The organism is Sphingomonas hankookensis (genome assembly GCF_022664465.1).
Lineage (GTDB): Bacteria > Pseudomonadota > Alphaproteobacteria > Sphingomonadales > Sphingomonadaceae > Sphingomonas > Sphingomonas hankookensis.
In genome coordinates this window covers 195,930-215,425 of sequence record NZ_JAKREV010000001.1, presented here as the reverse complement: position 1 = coordinate 215,425, position 19,496 = coordinate 195,930, and the positions used below count along the sequence as shown (strand labels likewise).

Annotated in this window: 18 protein-coding genes and 2 tRNA genes; 14 read left to right on the top strand and 6 right to left on the bottom strand. The window is 65.0% G+C overall.

Going from position 1 to position 19,496, the window contains the following annotated elements:
• Positions 1–61: 61 nt before the first annotated feature.
• The 4 genes from gatC to MF610_RS00835 all read left to right on the top strand — a co-directional run bounded on the left by gatC (position 62) and on the right by MF610_RS00835 (position 4,064).
• A complete protein-coding gene (gatC, locus tag MF610_RS00850) occupies positions 62–349 on the top strand; it encodes an Asp-tRNA(Asn)/Glu-tRNA(Gln) amidotransferase subunit GatC (RefSeq protein WP_242192230.1) in 288 nt (95 codons plus the stop codon).
• Positions 349–1,830 carry an Asp-tRNA(Asn)/Glu-tRNA(Gln) amidotransferase subunit GatA gene (gatA, locus tag MF610_RS00845; RefSeq protein ID WP_242192229.1) on the top strand — a complete coding sequence of 494 codons (1,482 nt, stop codon included), beginning with the start codon at positions 349–351 and terminating at the stop codon, positions 1,828–1,830. The genes gatC and gatA overlap by 1 nt, the downstream gene beginning before the upstream one ends.
• A gap of 123 nt (positions 1,831–1,953) precedes the next feature.
• The gene (gatB, locus tag MF610_RS00840) at positions 1,954–3,438 is read left to right on the top strand and encodes an Asp-tRNA(Asn)/Glu-tRNA(Gln) amidotransferase subunit GatB (protein WP_242192228.1); all 1,485 of its coding nucleotides are present in this window, start codon (positions 1,954–1,956) and stop codon (positions 3,436–3,438) included.
• Entirely contained in the window at positions 3,438–4,064 is a 627-nt protein-coding gene (locus tag MF610_RS00835; RefSeq protein WP_242192227.1) for a peptidylprolyl isomerase, read from the top strand. Before gatB ends, MF610_RS00835 begins: the two co-directional genes overlap by 1 nt.
• A gap of 139 nt (positions 4,065–4,203) precedes the next feature.
• On the opposite strand, the gene MF610_RS00830 is transcribed toward MF610_RS00835, so the two are convergent.
• On the bottom strand, positions 4,204–4,422 hold the full coding sequence (locus MF610_RS00830; RefSeq protein ID WP_242192226.1) for a hypothetical protein: 219 nt from the start codon (positions 4,420–4,422) through the stop codon (positions 4,204–4,206).
• A gap of 1 nt (position 4,423) precedes the next feature.
• Positions 4,424–4,654 carry a hypothetical protein gene (locus MF610_RS00825; protein ID WP_242192225.1) on the bottom strand — a complete coding sequence of 77 codons (231 nt, stop codon included), beginning with the start codon at positions 4,652–4,654 and terminating at the stop codon, positions 4,424–4,426.
• 135 nt (positions 4,655–4,789) lie between these two features.
• Here MF610_RS00825 and MF610_RS00820 point away from each other — a divergent pair.
• The 7 genes from MF610_RS00820 to MF610_RS00790 all read left to right on the top strand — a co-directional run bounded on the left by MF610_RS00820 (position 4,790) and on the right by MF610_RS00790 (position 11,992).
• Positions 4,790–4,874, top strand: a tRNA-Leu gene (locus MF610_RS00820).
• Between the two features lie 67 nt (positions 4,875–4,941).
• Positions 4,942–6,543: a trigger factor gene (gene tig / locus MF610_RS00815; RefSeq protein ID WP_242192224.1), complete on the top strand. Its 1,602-nt coding sequence runs from the start codon at positions 4,942–4,944 to the stop codon at positions 6,541–6,543.
• A gap of 105 nt (positions 6,544–6,648) precedes the next feature.
• Positions 6,649–7,587 carry a glycosyltransferase gene (locus tag MF610_RS00810; protein ID WP_242192223.1) on the top strand — a complete coding sequence of 313 codons (939 nt, stop codon included), beginning with the start codon at positions 6,649–6,651 and terminating at the stop codon, positions 7,585–7,587.
• 94 nt (positions 7,588–7,681) lie between these two features.
• Positions 7,682–8,311, top strand: a complete 630-nt coding sequence (locus MF610_RS00805; RefSeq protein ID WP_242192222.1) for an ATP-dependent Clp protease proteolytic subunit — start codon at positions 7,682–7,684, stop codon at positions 8,309–8,311.
• A 128-nt stretch (positions 8,312–8,439) separates the two neighbouring features.
• Positions 8,440–9,705, top strand: coding sequence for an ATP-dependent Clp protease ATP-binding subunit ClpX (gene clpX, locus MF610_RS00800; RefSeq protein WP_242192221.1), 1,266 nt, complete (start codon positions 8,440–8,442; stop codon positions 9,703–9,705).
• 343 nt (positions 9,706–10,048) lie between these two features.
• Positions 10,049–10,759, top strand: coding sequence for an HAD family hydrolase (locus MF610_RS00795; protein ID WP_242192220.1), 711 nt, complete (start codon positions 10,049–10,051; stop codon positions 10,757–10,759).
• A gap of 63 nt (positions 10,760–10,822) precedes the next feature.
• A complete protein-coding gene (locus MF610_RS00790; protein WP_242192219.1) occupies positions 10,823–11,992 on the top strand; it encodes a calcium:cation antiporter in 1,170 nt (389 codons plus the stop codon).
• Here MF610_RS00790 and MF610_RS00785 read toward each other — a convergent pair.
• Positions 11,976–12,221: a hypothetical protein gene (locus tag MF610_RS00785; RefSeq protein WP_242192218.1), complete on the bottom strand. Its 246-nt coding sequence runs from the start codon at positions 12,219–12,221 to the stop codon at positions 11,976–11,978. The genes MF610_RS00790 and MF610_RS00785 overlap by 17 nt on opposite strands.
• Entirely contained in the window at positions 12,218–13,897 is a 1,680-nt protein-coding gene (locus MF610_RS00780) for a M1 family metallopeptidase (protein ID WP_242192217.1), read from the bottom strand. Before MF610_RS00780 ends, MF610_RS00785 begins: the two co-directional genes overlap by 4 nt.
• Before the next feature lie 94 nt (positions 13,898–13,991).
• On the opposite strand from MF610_RS00780, the gene lon reads away from it, so the two are divergent.
• The 3 genes from lon to MF610_RS00765 all read left to right on the top strand — a co-directional run bounded on the left by lon (position 13,992) and on the right by MF610_RS00765 (position 17,060).
• Positions 13,992–16,475, top strand: a complete 2,484-nt coding sequence (gene lon / locus MF610_RS00775; RefSeq protein WP_242192216.1) for an endopeptidase La — start codon at positions 13,992–13,994, stop codon at positions 16,473–16,475.
• Positions 16,476–16,661: 186 nt separating this feature from the next.
• Positions 16,662–16,934 carry an HU family DNA-binding protein gene (locus tag MF610_RS00770; protein ID WP_055756411.1) on the top strand — a complete coding sequence of 91 codons (273 nt, stop codon included), beginning with the start codon at positions 16,662–16,664 and terminating at the stop codon, positions 16,932–16,934.
• A 51-nt stretch (positions 16,935–16,985) separates the two neighbouring features.
• Positions 16,986–17,060 (top strand) — tRNA-Val (locus MF610_RS00765).
• Between the two features lie 212 nt (positions 17,061–17,272).
• On the opposite strand, the gene MF610_RS00760 is transcribed toward MF610_RS00765, so the two are convergent.
• A complete protein-coding gene (locus MF610_RS00760) occupies positions 17,273–17,950 on the bottom strand; it encodes a hypothetical protein (RefSeq protein WP_242192215.1) in 678 nt (225 codons plus the stop codon).
• 753 nt (positions 17,951–18,703) lie between these two features.
• Positions 18,704–19,288 carry a phage minor head protein gene (locus MF610_RS00755; RefSeq protein WP_242192214.1) on the bottom strand — a complete coding sequence of 195 codons (585 nt, stop codon included), beginning with the start codon at positions 19,286–19,288 and terminating at the stop codon, positions 18,704–18,706.
• Between the last annotated feature and the right edge of the window lie 208 nt (positions 19,289–19,496).

Below are 19,496 nucleotides of genomic sequence, written 5' to 3'. Positions count from 1 at the left end.
CGATGCGGCGGGCGCACGCAACCGCCTTGTGGGGGCCGCGGCGGGATGCTAGCCGCCTGCCATGTCCGTCGAACCTGCAACCGTCAAACGCGTGGCCGGCCTTGCCCGTATCGCGATCACCGATGCCGAAGCCGAAAAGCTGGCGCCCGAACTCGGCAACATCCTCGGCTGGATCGAGCAATTGGGCGAGGTCGACACGCAAGGCGTCGAGCCGATGACCGCCGTCATCCCCAACCATCTGCGCCTGCGCGACGATGTCGTCACCGATGGTGATGTGCGCGACCGCGTGCTCGCCAATGCCCCGCAGGGCGAGCATGGCTTTTTCACCGTTCCGAAAGTGATCGAATAGTGTCGAACCTGACCGACCTTGGCGTCGCCGCGATCCGCGACGGCGTGCGCGGCGGCGAATTTTCCGCCCGCGATGTCGCCGATGCGTTCATCGACGCGGTCGCCGCCGCGAAGCCGCTCAACGCCTTCCTTGTCGAGACCCCCTACCATGCCCGTGCCGCCGCCAAGGTAGCCGACGATGCGCGCGCGGCGGGTGAGGCGCTCAAGCCGCTGGCCGGGGTGCCGATCGGCATGAAGGACCTGTTCTGCACGCAGGGCGTCGAAACGACGGCGGCCAGCGGCATCCTGAAGGGCTTCGTGCCGCAGTATGAATCGACCGTGTCGGGCAATCTGTGGAATGCCGGCGCGGGGATGCTGGGCAAGCTGAACCTCGACCAGTTCGCGATGGGATCGTCCAACGAAACCAGCGCGTTCGGCAACGTCGTCTCGCCGTGGCGGCGTCCGAACGACACCGCGCCGCTGGCGCCGGGTGGTTCGTCGGGCGGATCGTCGGCTGCGATCGCGGCGCGGCTGTGCCCGGCGGCGACCGGCACCGATACCGGTGGCTCGATCCGCCAGCCGGCCGCCTTCGTCGGCATCACCGGTATCAAGCCGACCTATGGCCGTTGTTCACGCTACGGCGTCGTCGCCTTTGCCTCGTCGCTCGATCAGGCGGGTCCGATGGCGCGCGACGTGCGCGACTGCGCGATCATGCTGGAGGCGATGGCCGGGTTCGATCCGAAGGATGCGACCTCGCTCGACCTGCCCGTGCCGGCATGGGAAGCGGGGCTGAACGCCGACCTGCGCGGCAAGCGCGTGGGCATCCCAAAGGAATACCGCGTCGACAACATGCCGAGTGAGATCGAGGCGCTGTGGCAGCAGGGCATCGACTGGATGCGCGATGCCGGTGCGGAGATCGTCGAAGTCTCGCTGCCGCATACGAGATATGCGCTGCCTGCATATTACATCATCGCCCCTGCCGAGGCGTCGTCGAACCTCGCCCGCTATGACGGCGTGCGCTTCGGTCAGCGCGTGCTGCCCGACGGCGCCGGCCTGCAGGACATGTACGCCGCGACCCGTGCCGCCGGTTTCGGCGACGAGGTGAAGCGCCGGATCATGATCGGCACCTACGTCCTCTCGGCCGGTTTCTACGACGCCTATTATACGCAGGCGCAGAAGGTCCGGACGCTGATCGCCCGCGATTTCGAAGCGGCATGGGAACAGTGCGACGTGCTGCTGACCCCGACCGCTCCGTCGGCAGCGTTCGCGCTGGGCGAAAAGAGCGCCGATCCGATCGCGATGTACCTCAACGACGTCTTCACCGTGCCCTCGAGCCTCGCTGGCCTGCCGGCGATGAGCGTGCCGGGCGGCGTCGATAAGGACGGCCTGCCGCTGGGGTTGCAGATCATCGGCAAGCCGCTCGACGAGCAGGGGGTGTTGAACGCCGGTCTCGCGATCGAGCAGCGCGCCGGGTTCGTCGCCCGTGCGGACAAGTGGTGGTGAGATGCAGTTCCTCGCCGAATTGCTCTTCGAAGTAATCGGCGAAGCTGTAGCGGAATTGTTCAGGGCATTGTTTCGTCGGCGAAAGACAGTCCCGACGCAACGCTCTGGTCGGAGCAAAAGAAGATGACTGAATCCACCTACCGCATCCGTGGTGCTACCGGCGACTGGGAGGTCGTGATCGGCCTTGAAGTCCATGCGCAGGTCACGTCGAACGCCAAGCTGTTCTCCGGCGCGGCGACCGCGTTCGGGGCGGAGCCCAACACGCAAGTCAGCCTTGTCGATGCGGCGATGCCAGGCATGCTGCCGACCCCCAACCGCGAATGCATCCGACAGGCGGTGCGCACCGGCATGGCGATCGATGCGGTTATCAACAAATGGTCACGCTTCGACCGCAAGAACTACTTCTACGCCGATCTGCCGCAGGGCTATCAGATCAGCCAGCTCTATCATCCGCTGGTCGGTGAGGGATCGGTCACCGTCGTCCTCGACGAAAAAGACCCGAACAGCCCGACCAAGACGATCGGTGTCGAGCGCATCCATGTCGAGCAGGATGCCGGCAAGCTGATGCACGATCAGCATCCGACGCGCTCCTATGTCGACCTCAACCGTTCGGGCGTGGCGCTGATGGAAATCGTCAGTCGGCCGGACATGAATTCCCCCGCCGAAGCAGGGGCTTACCTGTCCAAGCTGCGGTCGATTCTCCGCTATGTCGGGTCGTGCGACGGCAATATGGATCAGGGGTCGATGCGCGCCGACGTCAACGTGTCGGTACGCCGTCCGGGCGAGGAATTGGGCACCCGCACCGAGACGAAGAACGTCAACTCGGTCCGCTTCGTGATGGCCGCGATCGAATATGAAGCGAACCGGCAGGTCGCGGTGATCGAGGACGGTGGCCGCATCGTGCAGGAAACCCGCCTGTTCGATCCGGACAAGGGCGTGACCCGGTCGATGCGGTCGAAGGAAGACGCGCACGACTATCGCTATTTCCCCGATCCCGACCTGCTGCCGCTCGAACTGGACGATGCGTTCCTCGACGAATGTCGCGCGTCGCTGCCCGAACTGCCCGACGCCAAGCGCCAGCGGTACGAAGGCGAGCTCGGCCTGTCGGCGTACAACGCAGCGGTGCTGACCGCGGAGGTCGAGACGGCGCGCTGGTTCGAGGCGCTGCTCGCCGAATGCGGTTCAGACGTGCCGGCAAAGTCGGCTGCCAACTGGTTGATTTCAGACCTCTATGGCGCGCTCAATCGCCTCGGCAAGGGCATCGCCGACAGCCCTGTGTCGCCGGCGCAGGGGGCCGAACTGCTCCGGCTGGTCGCGGACGGCACGTTGTCGGGCACGCTGTCCAAGCAGGTGTTCGAGATCATGCTCGAAACCGGGCAGGGCGCCAATGCGATCGTCGAGGAACGCGGCCTCAAGCAGACCAGCGACACCGGTGCGATCGAAGCGGTGATCGCCGAGGTGATGGAGAAGAACGCCGACAAGGTCGCCGATTATCGCGGCGGCAAGGACAAGCTGTTCGGCTTCTTCGTTGGTCAGACGATGAAGGCGATGGGCGGCAAGGCCAATCCGGGCGTGGTCAACGATTTGCTGAAGAAGGCGCTGGGATGATGACGACGACGCGACGCGCGGTGCTCGTGGCGCTGGCATGGGCTGGGCCGGCGTTGGCGCAGACGCCGGCCCAGCAGCCGGTGGCCGAACCACCGCTGCCGCGTGTCGCGATCGTCACTACCGTCGGCACGCTGACCGTCGAGGTCGAGACGAAGCGCGCGCCGATCACCGCCGCCAATTTCCTGCGCTATGTCGACCAGAAGCGGCTGGACGGCGTCAGCTTCTATCGCATCGTGAAGGTCGCGCCGGAGTTCGGCTTCGTCCAGTTCGGCCCGCACACCGACGTGAAGAAGATTTTGCCGCCGATCAAGCACGAGCCGACGACGCAGACCGGGCTGTCGCATACCGACGGCACGCTGTCGGTCGCACGGCTGGGCGTCGGTACGGCACGCGGGGAGTTTACCATCTCGGTCGGCGACCAGCGCCGCGCACTGGATGCGGCGCCCGGCGTGCCGGCAGACGGACAGGGCTATGCTGCGTTCGCACGCGTGGTGGGTGGCCGCGATGTGCTTTCGAAGATTTTGGAGACGCCGGTCGATCCGGTCAAATCCAGCAACGGCGCGTTCAAGGGCGAAATGCCCGCCGCACCGGTTAAGGTGATTACCGCGCGGCGGGTTGCCGGGTAGCGAGATCAAGCGCTGGCCGGGCGATCCCAACCCAAACGTCACCCTGGCGAAGGCTGGAGTCTCACGCGGTTCTTGCATTGCCAGATAACCGGGAGCTTCCAGCCGTCGCTGGAATGACGTTCGCGGTGACGAACGGACGTTACTGCCCGTCGCCCTCTTGGTTGCGGACGACCCCGCCCGATCCACCCGCACCGTCGGGCGACACCGTCGGCTCGGTCGGCGACGTCGCGCCGCTGTCGGTGCCGCCGCGCTCGACATCGCCGGTTACGGCATCCACCGCACGTTCGATGTCGCTGCGGCGGTCGGTGTCATCCTGCGGCGCGCTGTCGGGATGGGCGCTACGATCGCGATCGCTCATGTCAGTTCGCTCCCATCACGGGTTGGCCGGGAACGGGGGTGACGCCGGGATCGCCCCCGGGCATCGGGCTCGGCACATCGATATCGGGACCGGGCACGTCGATTTCCGGCGGGGGCGTGGCTGGCTGTCCCGGCTCGCTCTGCGGCACGGGATGTTCGGGCGGCGGAGTGGTCGGTGCGATGCCCGGTTCGGGGGCGGGCGTCTCGGCGGGGATCGGCGGCTCGACGGGCATGTTTGGTTCTCCTCAACGCTTCCAACGTCCGCCGCGCTTGCCGGTTGCGGACCTTGTGCAACTCTGCGAAGCGTGGCGACTTGCCCCGGCGCGCACGACTGCTATAGACGCGCCCGTGCCGGCGGCGTCCGCTCGGCGGGCGTGGCGGAACTGGTAGACGCGCTGGATTTAGGTTCCAGTATCGAAAGATGTGGGGGTTCGACTCCCTTCGCCCGCACCAGTGACGTCGCCAGCGCCTGTCGAAGCTGGAGCCGCTCCATTCGATTCTTTTGACGAAAGCCGTGAGAATGCAGACTGTCGAGACGTTGAACGAGGGCCTCAAGCGCGCCTACACGCTGACCATCACCGCTGCGGAGGTCGACGCCAAGGTCGATGCCGAAGTGAAGCGCGTCGCGCCGACGATCAAGATGCCCGGCTTCCGCCCCGGCAAGGTGCCTGCGAACCTGATCCGCAAGATGCACGGCGAAGCGCTGTCGCAGGACGCGCTGAACAGCTCGATCCAGGACGGCATCCAGACGCTGGTCGCCGAGCAAAAGCTGCGCCCTGCCACCGCGCCGCAGGTGTCGCTGGAAGGCGACTATGCGCCGGGTCAGGACGCCGCCGTCACCGTGTCGCTCGAAGTGCTGCCCGACGTGCCGGCCCCGGCGATCGACGATCTGAAGCTGGAACGGCTGACCGTTCCCGCCGATGAGGCCGTCGTCGACCAGCAGCTCGAACAGCTCGCCAGCAGCAACAAGCGTCACGACGATGCCGAGGAAGGCCATGCGGCGGCCACTGGCGATCTGGTCGTGATGGACTTCGTCGGCAAGGTCGACGGCGTCGCTTTCGACGGCGGCACCGGTGAAGGCATGGCGATCGAGATCGGCTCGGGCCGTCTGATCCCCGGCTTCGAGGACCAGCTGGTCGGCGTGAAGAAGGGCGACGAGAAGACGATCGACGTCACCTTCCCCGACGATTACCAGGCCGAAAATCTGAAGGGCAAGGCCGCGACCTTCGACCTGAAGATTACCGAGGTGAAGGTCCCGGCCGAAGGCGGTCCGGACGACGAGTTCGCCAAGTCGCTGGGTCTGGAAAGCCTCGAGCAGCTCCGTGGGCTGATCAAGGGGCAGGTGGAGCAGGAACTGAACGGCCTGACCCGCACCCATATGAAGCGCAAGCTGCTCGATCAGCTGGCCGCCGGTCACGATTTCGACGTACCGCCGTCGATGGTCGAAGCCGAGTTCGACCAGATCTGGGCCCAGTTGCAGCACGAAGCCGGTCACGAAGCCGATCCGGAAGCGGCGCGCGCCGAGCTGGAGGCCGAGCGTAACGATTACCGCCAGATCGCGGTCCGCCGCGTTCGCCTCGGCCTGCTCCTGTCGGAAATCGGCCAGAAGAACGGCATCGAGGTCAGCCAGCAGGAAATGCAGCGCCTGATCATGCAGGCCGCGCAGCAATACGGCCCGGAAGATCGCCAGCGCTTCATCCAGTATGTCCAGCAGGAGCCGATGGCGGCTGCGCAGCTGCGTGCCCCGCTTTACGAGGACAAGGTCGTCGACTTCCTGTTCGAGAAGGCCGAGATCACCGACCGCGAAGTGACGCGTGAGGAACTGGAAGCGGCGATCGAGAGCGAAGAAGGCGCGGTGCCGCACGTGCACGGCCCGGGCTGCGGTCACGATCATGACCACGACCATGACGCCAAGCCGGTGACCGCGAAGGACATCGAGCCTGCCGCCGCCGACGCGCCGGCCGAAGCCGAAGCGCCCAAGAAGAAGGCCGCGACCCGCAAGGCTCCGGCAAAGAAGGCCGAAGCCGCTCCGACGGAAGCTGCCGAGGGTGAGGCTGCTCCGGCACCCGCCAAGAAGCCGCGCGCCAAGAAGAAGGTCGAGACCGAAGCCAGCGAAGGCTGATCGTCCGATCATCGTGGCAAGGGGCCGTCCGCTTCCACCGGGAGCGGGCGGCCTTTGCTTGTCCGGCGCTTGCTTTCGGCGACGTCCGGTGTTTGTACGCACGGCATGTCGATGACCATTGCCGTGCTGCTGCCCTGCTATAACGAAGAAGCCGCGATCGCGGCGACCATCGCGGGCTTCCGCGCCGCGCTGCCTGACGCAACGGTCTATGTGTACGACAACAACTCGTCCGACCGCACGGTCGAGTTAGCACGCGCCGCCGGTGCGGTGGTGCGCAGCGAGCGTATCCAGGGCAAGGGCGCGGTGGTGCGGCGGATGTTCGCCGATATCGATGCCGATATCTACGTCATGGCCGATGGCGACGCGACGTACGACGCCGCCGCCGCGCCCGCGCTGGTCGCGCGGCTGATCGACGAACAGCTCGACATGGTCGTCGGGCAACGGGTGAGCGAGGCGGCGCTCGCCTATCGCCGCGGGCACCGTTTCGGCAACGCCATGCTCACCGGCATGCTGGCCCGTCTGTTCGGGCGCAGCTTTACCGATATCCTGTCGGGCTATCGCGTCTTTTCGCGGCGGTTCGTCAAGAGCTTCCCGTCGCTGTCGGCCGGGTTCGAGATCGAGACCGAAATCAGCGTCCATGCGCTCGAACTGCGCATGCCGGTGGCGGAGGTCACGACACGCTACTTCGCCCGGCCGGAAGGGTCGGCGTCGAAGCTGTCGACCTATGGCGACGGCTTTCGCATCGCACGCACCATCGCCACGCTGTACCGGATCGAGCGGCCCCTGTGGTTTTTCGGCGCGATCGGGCTGGTGCTGGCATTGCTGGCGGTGATCCTCGCCGTGCCGCTGGCGGTGACCTATGCCAAGACCGGGCTGGTACCGCGTTTTCCGACCGCGATCCTCGCCACCGGGCTCGTGATCCTCGCGTCGCTTTGTCTGTTCTCGGGACTGATCCTCGACACGGTGGTGCGGGGGCGGCGCGAGGTACGGCGGTTGGCCTATCTCGCGCATCCGGCACCCGGTGCTGCGGTGCGGCCGCGATAACCATCATTCCGGCGGCGTAGCGATACGCTCGCCTCTTGCGTACCCCAGCGTGAGCGCCGATGTAGGGCGTCGAAACCTACTCAGCGGGAACCCAATGCTAGATATTCACGACGGCCTCGTCCCCATCGTCATCGAACAGTCGAGCCGCGGCGAGCGCAGCTTCGACATCTTCTCGCGCCTGTTGCGTGAGCGCATCGTGTTCGTGACCGGCGGTGTCGAGGACCAGATGGCGTCGCTCATCACCGCGCAGCTGCTGTTCCTCGAATCGGAAAATCCGAAGAAGGACATCTGGATGTACATCAACTCGCCGGGCGGGGTGGTGACGGCCGGCATGGCGATCCATGACACGATGCAGTATATCCGCCCGCGCGTCGGCACGGTGTGCATCGGGCAGGCGGCATCGATGGGCAGCTTCCTGCTGGCGTCGGGCGAACCGGGCATGCGCGTCGCGCTGACCAACGCCCGCATCATGGTGCACCAGCCCTCGGGCGGCGCGCAGGGCATGGCGTCGGACATCGAGATCCAGGCGAAGGAAATCCTGCGCATCCGCCGCCGGATGAATGACCTGTACGCCAAGTACACCGGCAAGCCGCTGGAAGAGATCGAGCGCGCGATGGATCGCGACACCTTCCTCGAAGCTGATGAGGCGAGGGCGTTCGGCCTGGTCGATCAGGTGTTCGACAAGCGCCCAGGTGTCTCCGAGGACTCAACCCCGGCGGCATGATGCCGCGCTCCGGCCACGCTTCGACCGGCGGCGTGGCCGGGCAAAGTTTTAATGGATTGCCGGATACATGCCTGTGTGTATCCTGACAGGCGGAAAGACGCGCAACGATGGCGCGGGAGATGATTTGAATGACGAAGCTCAGCGGCGGCGACTCCAAGAGCACCCTGTACTGCTCGTTCTGCGGCAAGTCGCAGCACGAGGTGCGCAAGCTGATCGCGGGTCCGACCGTGTTCATCTGCGACGAATGCGTCGAACTGTGCAACGACATCATCCGTGAGGAGACGAAGTCGGCACTGGTCGCCAAGAAGGATGGCGGGGTTCCGACGCCGCAGGAAATCTGCAACGTGCTTGACGATTATGTCATCGGGCAGAAGCAGGCGAAGCGCGTGCTGTCGGTCGCGGTCCACAACCATTACAAGCGGTTGAACCACGGGCAGAAGGGTGCCGACGTCGAACTGGCGAAGTCGAACATCCTGCTGGTCGGCCCGACCGGTTGCGGCAAGACGCTGCTGGCGCAGACGCTGGCACGCATCCTCGACGTGCCGTTCACCATGGCCGATGCGACGACGCTGACCGAAGCCGGCTATGTCGGCGAGGATGTCGAGAACATCATCCTGAAGCTGCTTCAGGCGTCCGATTATAACGTCGAGCGTGCCCAGCGGGGGATCGTCTATATCGACGAAATCGACAAGATCAGCCGCAAGGCCGAGAACCCGTCGATCACCCGCGACGTGTCGGGCGAAGGCGTGCAGCAGGCGCTGCTCAAGCTGATGGAGGGCACCACCGCGTCGGTGCCGCCGCAGGGCGGCCGCAAGCATCCGCAGCAGGAGTTCCTGCAGGTCGACACGACGAACATCCTGTTTATCTGCGGCGGTGCGTTCGCGGGGCTGGAAAAGATCATCGCCGACCGTCTGCAGGGCAAGTCGATCGGCTTCGGCGCCTATGTCGCCGCACCGGAAGAACGCCGCACCGGCGAAGTGCTGCGCCAGACCGAGCCGGAGGATTTGCTCAAGTTCGGCCTGATCCCTGAGTTCGTCGGCCGTCTGCCGGTGATCGCCACGCTCGAGGATCTCGACGTTTCGGCGCTGATCAAGATCCTGACCGAGCCGAAGAACGCGCTGGTCAAACAGTATCAGAAGCTGTTCGACATGGAGGGCGTCAAGCTCGGCTTCAACGACGAGGCGCTGGTCTCGGTGTCGAAGAAGGCGATCGAGCGCAAGACCGGCGCGCGCGGGTTGCGCTCGATCCTCGAGGGCATCCTGCTCGACACGATGTTCGACCTGCCGTCGATGGACGGCGTGGACGAGGTCGTCGTCGACAAGGACGTGATCGAGGGGCGCAAGGAACCGGTCCGCGTCTATGCCGAGAAGAAGAAGGCGGGCGACGCGGCGTAGGCGCACGGCGTTTCGCGACTGAATGAACGGGAGTCGGGCAACCGGCGCCCGTTCTGCGTTTCGCGTTACCGTCGACACAACGTCATTCCGGCGAAAGCCGGAATGACGGACGTCGGTTAGACGCGACATTCAGCGATAACCAAAAATGGTCGTCGTTCCCGCGCAGGCGGGAATCCATAGACACCGACGTTTCGGCTGAATCTGCTACGCTGGCGCATACGGACTCCCGCCTCCGCGGGAGTGACGACAGGGGATCGAACGCTCGCCCTGCGCCCGGCGAATTGAATGTCGAATCGACCTGAGGCCGCTTTCGCCACGACCTGCCGCGCGCTATCCAGCCCCCATGCCGATCGACCTCATCTGCCTCGATGCCGACGACACGTTGTGGCACAATATGCGCCATTTCGAGGAAGCGCACGCCGCCTTCACCGCCATGCTCCAGCCCTTCGTCGCGGCCGAGGTCGCGCGCGAGACGCTCGACGCCTGCGAGGCGCGCAACCTCAAACTCTATGGCTACGGCGCAAAGGGTTTCACCCTGTCGATGATCGAAACCGCGCTCGAGCTGGGCGGTGAGCGCCTGCCGGGCGGTGTGATTGCCGACCTGCTGGCGGCGGGACGGCGGCTGCTGGCGCATCCGGTCGAACTGCTGCACGGCATCGAGACGACGCTCGATGCACTGGCAGATCGCGGGCGGCTGGTACTGGTGACCAAGGGCGACCTGCTGCATCAGGAGGCGAAGCTCGCCGCGTCCGGACTCGGTGATCGGTTCGCCGGAATCGAAATCGTCAGCGACAAGACCGAGCAGACCTTCACCCGCCTGTTCGACCGCTATGGCGTGGCCTCCGATAAGGCGGTGATGGCGGGCGACTCGATGCGATCGGATGTACTCCCGGCACTCGCCGCCGGGGCATGGGCTGCCTATGTCCCGCAACCGCTGGCGTGGCAGCATGAGGCTGCGACGGCGCCAGCCGAGCATCCACGGTTCCGGCAATTGCCCGATCTTGCGGCGTTGCCCGGCTGGATCGATCTGATCGGGCAGCACCCTTCCGGCTAAATCCCCGGAATACGGAAACATCATGGTGCCCGTGCATTTCTCTAACGTAACGATCGTGGAGGAATGATGTCGGCAGCCAGCGACCAGGAAGCAATTATCGCAGCCGAGCGGGGGGAAACGGTAGTCACGCCTGCCGCGAAACGCGCGCTGCTCGACCGCACGGCGCTGCCATGGTGGTCGCTGGTCATCCCGGTGCTGGGCATCATCGCGATCCTGCTCAATCTTGCCAAGACCAGCGGTGTCGGCGCAGGGGTAGCGGGCGCCGTGATGATCGGCTGCGTCATCGTCGCGGTGCATCATGCCGAGGTGGTGGCACACAAGGTGGGCGAACCGTTCGGCACGCTGGTGCTGGCGGTGGCGGTTACGGTGATCGAGGTATCGTTGATTGTATCCCTCATGCTCTCGGGATCGGGGGACGTTGCGACGCTGGCGCGCGATACGGTGTTCGCTGCGATCATGATTATCCTGAATTTCATCGTCGGAATCTGCCTGCTGGTCGGTGGCATCCGCCATCATGAGCAGAGGTTCGTGCTGCGTGGGGTCAGCGCCGCGCTGTCGGTGCTGGCGGCGATGGCGGTGCTGTCGCTGGTGCTGCCCAACTATACCTCGACGGTGGCGGGACCGACGCTGTCGCCATCGCAGCTGACCTTCGTCGCAATCATCTCGCTGATCCTCTACGCCACGTTCGTGATGGTGCAGACGGTGCGCCACCGCGATTATTTCCTGCCGGCGGTCGACGGATCGTTGCCCAAGGATGCGCATGCCGAGCCGCCCGCAGCGGGCACGGCGTGGATCGCGTTTGGCGCGCTGCTGGTCGCGCTGGTCGGTGTTGTGCTGCTCGCCAAGGACCTGTCGCCGACGATCGAGGCGGCGGTGCTGGGGGCGGGGCTGCCGCTGGCGGTGGTCGGCATCCTGATCGCGGCGCTGGTGCTGGCGCCCGAAAGCCTCGCCGCGGTCAAGGCCGCGCGCAAGGACCGGCTGCAGACCAGCCTGAACCTCGCCATGGGATCGGCGCTGGCAACGATCGGGCTGACCATCCCTAGCGTGGCGATCGTATCGCTGGTGATGGATTGGCCGCTGTCGCTGGGGATCGATGCCAAGTCGACGGTGCTGTTCGCGCTGTCGTTGCTGGTTTCGACGCTGACGCTGGGCAATGGGCGGACGACGGTGCTGGCGGGGATCGTGCATCTGACGATCTTTGCCGCCTATCTGTTCGTCACGATCGTTCCGTGATCCGGGGATGCTGCCGGGCGGCCAATGCCAGCCCGGCGGCGATCTGCGCCACGGCATAGGCGCGGCGCAGGCCGGGGCGGCCGACGAACGGGCGCACGACCCATTCGGCCCCGGCGGCGCGCTCCTGCCACAGCGCGACATGCCGCTTCGGCTGCAACAGCCCCAACAGGCCATCGCCGATCATGAAGGTGGCGGCCATTTCGGCGGCGCGGTTGGTCCAGATACTCATGGGGCCGCAACGCTTGGGCGCTGCATCCGTTCGATCGCGACCGACCGTCGCAGCAACCGCGCCATGGGATCGATGACGACATGCGCGCCGGCCGGCACGACGATCGTGTCCGCGCCGCTCGCCATCGCCAGCGTGCGCGGCTGGCCATCCACCATGATCTCGACCGGCAGCGGGAAGGGGCCATTGCCCGGGACCTGCCAGCGCAGCGTCAGCCGATCGCCGCTGCGCTGCTCGATCAGGTCGGGCAGCGCGGCGTGTCGCAAATACACGTCGAAGAACCAGCCGAGGTCCCGCCCGCTCTCCTGCGCCACCGCGACTTCGAAATCGCGCGTCGTGGCGAAGCGCGGCTTGAAGTTGCCGGGCTGCGGATCGGGGCGGCCATAGAGCAGCCGCCGGGTCGCGGCGAAGAAGGCGCGATCGCCGATCAGGTGGCGCAGGCTGTGCAGCATCCACGCGCCCTTGAAATAGACGTCGGTGCCCGGCCCCTGTGCCCCGTTCACTTCGCGGGAGGTCAGCGACTTCCCCGACACGATCGGTGCCTGGTTGGCGACCCGCTGCCGCTGGATCAGCAGCATCGATATGTAGCGCGCGTCGCCCTCGCGCCACTGGCCGTAGAGCGGCTGCATGTACGAGGCGAACGCCTCGTGCAGCCAGAAATCGTCCCAGTCGGCCGCGGTCAGCTGGTTGCCGAACCATTCGTGGCTGAATTCATGCTGGAACAGCCAGTCGAACCCCTCCGGCGCGGCCTTGTAGTCATTGCCATAGGCGTTGATCGTCTGATGCTCCATGCCAAGATACGGCGTCTCGACCACACCCATCTTCTGGTCGGCGAACGGGTAGGGGCCGATGGTCGATTCGAAGAAGTCGAGCGTCGGCGCAAACTCGGCGAACAGTTCGGCCGCCTGCGCGTCCTTGCCTTCCAGGTGCCAGAAATCGAGCGGTATGACGTTGCCGAAGCGGCTGCGATAGCTGCCCTTGATCTCGCGATACGGGCCGACGCTGATCGCCAGCGCATAGGGGTTGGTCGACCCCGCATGCCAATGCCATGTCGTCCGTCCACCCGGCAGCCGATCGACCCCGCGCAGAACGCCGTTAGCGGGCGCGGACAGGCCGGCGGGGACGGTGAGGTGCAGGTCGACCGAAGCCGGTTCGCCGCTCGGGAAATCGAGGCACGGCCACCACAGGTCGCACCCTGTCTGCTGCGCGGTCGTGCCGAACCATGGCTTGCCCTGCCAGCTGCTCCAGACAAATCCGTCGTCCCAGGGCGCCCGCCGGGCGACGCGCGGTTGCCCGGCATAGCGAACCTCGACCCTCGCGCTCTGGCCGGCGGCGAGCGGGCGGTCGATCACGACCTGCCCGCCCCCCTGCCGCCAGCGATCGCGCGGCAGCGCGGCGCCGTCGACCCAAATCGCCGATACCGGCAGCGCATCGTCGAGGTCGATCGTCAGCCGCGGTACCGGCGCCTGCGCGGTGAGCGTCAGCGTCGCCCGCGCCGACAGCATCCGCCGCGCGGGCAAGGCCTCAATCGCCAGATCGGCATGGGTGAGGCGCAGCTCGGCACGTTCGGGCGCGACCGCGCCGCCCGAACGCAGCGTCATCGGATGGACCGGCGGCACGCTGGCGGCAGGCGTGCCCTGCACCGCCGCGGCCAGCGCGAACGCGATCGATACCGTCATGGGTCAGTGCGCCGACGAACGGTGATTGATGGCGCGGCAATTGCCACCATATAAGGTCGTGGGTCCGGCAGTTCGGCCGGGTCGTGGAGTGTCCATGTCCGAGATTACCAATTCCGTTTCGTCCGAGCCGCTGAAGCTGCCGGTGCTGCCGCTGCGCGATATCGTCGTCTTTCCGCATATGATCGTGCCGCTGTTCGTCGGACGGGACAAGTCGGTCGCTGCATTGGAAGCGGCGATGGCGGGATCGAAGGAAATCTTCCTCGTGGCGCAGCTCGATCCGGGTGAGGACGATCCGGCGCGCGACGACCTGTACGACGTGGGCGTGTCGGCAGAGGTTATGCAGATGCTCAAGCTGCCCGACGGCACCGTGCGGGTGCTGGTGTCCGGCAAGGCGCGCGCGACGCTGACCGAGCTGGAGACGGTCGACAATTATCTGGTCGCGACGGTCACCCCGGCCGAGGCCGACGACACTACGCTCGAAGACGCCGAGGAAGGCATGGAGGAGCGCGTCGCCGATGCGGTCGCCCAGCCGAGTGCCGAGCTGAAGGCGCTGATGCGCTCGGTCGTCGATCAGTTCGAGAATTACGCCAAGCTCAACAAGAAGCTGCCCGCCGAAACCGCGGTGCAGCTGTCCGAGCTGGACGATCCCTCGCGCCTTGCCGACGCCGTCGCCGGCAACATCGCGGTCAAGGTCGCCGACAAACAGGCGCTGCTGGTCGAGGCCGACCCGCACAAGCGGCTGGAGATGGTTTTCGCCTTCATGGAAGGCGAGCTGGGCGTGTTGCAGGTCGAGAAGAAGATCCGTAGCCGCGTGAAGCGGCAGATGGAGAAGACCCAGCGCGAATATTATCTCAACGAGCAGCTGAAGGCGATCCAGCGCGAACTCGGCAATGAGGGCGAGGATGGCGATGGCGACGAGGTCGCCGAGCTGACGCAGAAGATCGCGACGCTGAAGCTCAGCAAGGAAGCGCGGGCCAAGGCGACGTCGGAGCTGAAGAAGCTCAAGACGATGGCGCCGATGAGCGCCGAGGCGACCGTCGTGCGCAACTATCTGGACGTCCTGCTGGGCTTGCCTTGGGGCAAGAAGTCGAAGCTCAAGAAGGACATCGCCGTCGCGCAGAACGTCCTCGACGAGGATCATTATGCGCTGGAGAAGGTCAAGGACCGGATCGTCGAGTATCTCGCGGTGCAGGCACGCACCAACAAGCTAAAGGGGCCAATCCTGTGCCTCGTCGGCCCGCCCGGCGTCGGCAAGACTAGCCTCGGCAAGTCGATCGCCAAGGCGACGGGGCGCGAGTTCATCCGCCAGTCGCTGGGCGGCGTGCGTGACGAGGCCGAGATTCGCGGCCATCGCCGCACCTATATCGGCTCGCTGCCGGGCAAGATCGTCACCAACCTGAAAAAGGCCGGCGCGTCCAACCCGCTGTTCCTGCTCGACGAAATCGACAAGCTGGGACAGGATTTCCGCGGCGATCCGGCATCGGCGCTGCTGGAGGTGCTCGACCCCGAACAGAATGCGAAGTTCAACGATCACTATCTGGAGATCGATATCGATCTGTCGGACGTGATGTTCGTGTGCACCGCGAACACGCTGAACCTGCCGCAGCCGTTGCTCGACCGGATGGAGATCATCCGGCTGGAGGGCTATACCGAGGACGAGAAGGTCGAGATCGCCGAACGGCATCTGGTCGCCAAGCAGGTCGACGCGCACGGGTTGAAGCCCGGCGAGTTCGAGCTGACCCAGACCGGCCTGCGCGACCTGATCCGCTTCTACACCCGCGAAGCCGGCGTCCGTACGCTGGAGCGTGAGATTGCGAAGCTGGCGCGCAAGGCGCTGCGCCGTATCCTCGAGGGCAAGGCGACGTCGGTCACCGTGACGCCCGACAATCTCGCCGAGTTCGCCGGCGTGCGTAAGTATCGCTTCGGCGTGGGCGAGGAGGAGCATCAGATCGGTGCGGTCACCGGGCTCGCCTGGACCGAGGTCGGCGGCGAATTGCTGACGATCGAGAGCGTGACGGTTCCGGGCAAGGGATCGGTCAAGACGACCGGCAAGCTGGGCGACGTGATGAAGGAATCGGTCGAGGCGGCGTGGAGCTACGTCAAGGCGCGCTCGCCCGGCTATGGTATCAAACCCAGCCTGTTTCACCGCAAGGACGTCCATATCCACTTGCCCGAAGGGGCGGTCCCGAAAGACGGACCGTCGGCGGGCATCGGCCTTGTCACCTCGATCGTGTCGACGCTGACCGGGGTGCCGGTGCGGCGCGAGGTGGCGATGACCGGCGAGGTGACGCTGCGTGGCCGCGTGCTGCCGATCGGGGGCCTCAAGGAAAAGCTGCTCGCGGCGCTGCGTGGTGGAATCAAGACGGTGCTGATCCCGGTCGAGAACGAAAAGGATCTGGCGGAAATCCCCGCCAATATCCTGAACGGGCTGGAGATCATCCCGGTGGCGCATGTCGATGAGGTGCTGCGCCTCGCCCTCACCGATTCGCTGACGGCGATCGACTGGACCGAGGCCGACGACCTTGCGGCGCAACCGCCGGTGCCGGTACCGGGCATCGCCGAGTCGCGACCGCATTGACGGGCAGGGCGGGCGGCCGATGGTCGTCCGCCCTTCTCGCTGAAGCGATCATGCGGGGCGACTGACCGCAATCCATATGGATTGCGCGAATGCGTCCAATTTGCTTTGACAGCGCCCGTTCGAGCGGCCTTATTGCCGCGTTCGGGTTTTCGACAGTGTTTCAAAGGACGAAGGGGGTTCCACGGGATGAACAAGCAGGAGCTGATCGGGCAGGTCGCCGACCATTCGGGGCTAACCCGCGGCGATGCGATGAAGGCGGTCGAAGCGGTATTCGACGTCATCTCGGCGGCGCTCAAGAAGGGCGATGAAGTCCGCCTCGTCGGGTTCGGCACGTTTTCGGTGTCGAAGCGCAAGGCATCGACCGGCCGCAATCCGCGGACCGGTGAACCGATGACGATCAAGGCGTCGTCGCAGCCGAAGTTCAAGGCCGGCAAGGGCCTGAAGGATTCGGTGAATTAAGGTCTGGACAGCAACGCCGGTCCCCTTTAGGGAGCCGGCCTCCGGGTTTCCGGGCGCGTAGCTCAGCGGTAGAGCACACCCTTCACACGGGTGGGGTCACAGGTTCAATCCCTGTCGCGCCCACCATTCCTAACGCTTGGGAATGGTAGCAAAATTATAGCGGTCTGTGAATTACTTTCCGCTGTTCGTTTCTGGTCTTGGACAGCAAATGGACAGCGGAATACTTTCGCGCCTCTTGCGATACCTGCAGCCATATTCTGGCCAGCGCCTTCGTGGCCTGCTGCAGCCGCTGCGGATCGTACTTCACGTAACGCTTCGTCGTTTCCCGCAAATTGCCCTCATGGCCCAGCAACTCGGCGATCTGCCGCTCTGGCACCGTGTCGTCGTTGTAGAGCCACGTCGCGATCGTGTGGCGAATCGTCTTGGGGAAAAACATCGTCGGAGAGCTGCAGGATGCGGCGCATGATCCGCCACGCCGTCTTGATTGATTCGGTCTGCTTGGTTCCGGGGTCTGCGGCCCACGCGCGCAATACAACCCGCATCGGGCGAATCGCCGGCACGATGGCATTCCGCTTCTTCGTACGTGGCGCGGCTTCTGGCTGCAGGTCGATCAGCCCGTAGCGATCATCGTACTGTCGCTTTGGATCGAACGCCATCGCAGCCATTGGGCGAACCGACGTAGCGACCTGCAGCGCGACGAAGCGGAACAGGTGCGGATAGTGCTTCGCATACCATGCGATTCGTCCCAACTCCTGCAGCGTAAGCACGCGCTCGCGCAGGGGATTTAGCAGGTCTTTCGGCACGGTCGGTATTTTCGGCGCATATGGGATGCGCATGTTCGATTCGGCGTGGTTCACGGCAGCCCGAATGTCATTCAGGTTCCGATCCACGGTGTCTGCAGACACGCCCTCCGACTTATAGCTGTACGACTGCTTGTCCCATTCCAAGTCGAAGGCGTGCAGCCCTATTCGCCACGCGATGAAGCGATGGAACAGGGCAGGGACCAGATCGGTCACGACCGCACCGCCGCCGACTTCATCCTGCAGCAGGAATGCGACGAGCCGCCTTCGCGCGCACGGCCAAATACCCGTCAGCAGTGCGGCGGGGGGCGTCCAGCGTCAGGCGGTCTTGGAACATGGCCATTTGGCATAGCTATGCGGGCGCAGGGGGGGCGATTACCGCCGCCAATGCGGGGCGTCAGGTATGGCTGATACCGGCCCTTTATCAACGGAAGGAAATTGTTACTCGCCGAGGGCGCCTTAAACCTCGGCGAGCATGACTTCGCTGCCCAGTGAAGGGATACGCGACTTAGGGATCGCCGCCTTCGTCGCTAACGTGGCAACGTCCGTCTCGCACCTGGGAACCGATACATCCTAAAGGTCCAAGATTATATACGGGCGGGCCCGACGGGGGTGGAGCGACAGAGAATACCGGGTAAGAGCCGAAATACACCATATGCTGGTAAGTTTCTTCGGTGCAAGTTGGATAATCGGGATACCCGCCATATCCTTCGACGTTACAAGCTTCCAAGGCGATCGAGCGATAGACAATGTTTTCGTGCTGCGCCAAAGCTTGCGACGGTGATAAGAATAAAGCAGCAGCGGTGAAAGTTGGGATTAGTGCCTTCATCGAAACCTCCCATTCCAGCGCCAAACGGCGCGATAGAGACGTAACATCTACCCCAGCGCCATTGCATGTTAATCTTGAGGGTCTGCTAGTCAGGAAACAATTTGTTACATCTGCTGCCCTCAAACGACCCGCGACCAAGCCTAAACGGACACCAGCACGGCGCGTGACCTGCATCCGCAGAAGGGCAGCGAACCCGGTCTGTCGGTCGACGCCGTCTCGTCGGTGTATTCCTTGCCGTTGCGGGCCAAATGTTCGGCGCGCGGGTGTTTCTTTGCTGAATGGATCCACATCCAAGTATCCAGCCCCCCTTCTCGCCGCCGCTCGTCCGCCAGACGGTTGCTGATGTCCGAAAGCTGGTGACTGGCGATACCCATGGCGCGCCGCTGCGACATATCGACGGCCTGCCGTATCTCTCGGGCCACGTCGCGGGCGGGCAAGCGTTGGTTGAGCCCGCGGAACACGGCGTCGGTGATCCTGCCCTGCGCCTGCTGCGACACGTCCTTGATTAACCCAACGTTGCGCGCGATGACGTTCTCGATGATCTCCCGCACGTCCGCCGCGCCGATCAGCGTACCGACGTCGACGCCGCTCGCAGACAGCACCGCCCCGCGCCACTTGCCACGCTGCCATACCTCGGTACGCAGCGCCCACCGCCGTAGCCCCGCGGTCAGCTCGAGGAATATGCGACTGAACGCACCCTCCCCGGCCTCGATCTCGCGCTGCACGTCGGCTTGGGGCTGCGACGCAGGCGACTATTGGCTTCAGCACGCTGTCACAAAACCGAAACCGTAACGTCTCCGAAACTTCACCGAAATCGCACGTTCCCGTCATCCACCGTCCCTAACGCGCTGATGTGGATCGGCCGAAGGGGGAGCCTTGGACGATCGCCGGGCCAACGCGCCCGCATAATGACCAACCAAGTTTCGGGAGTTC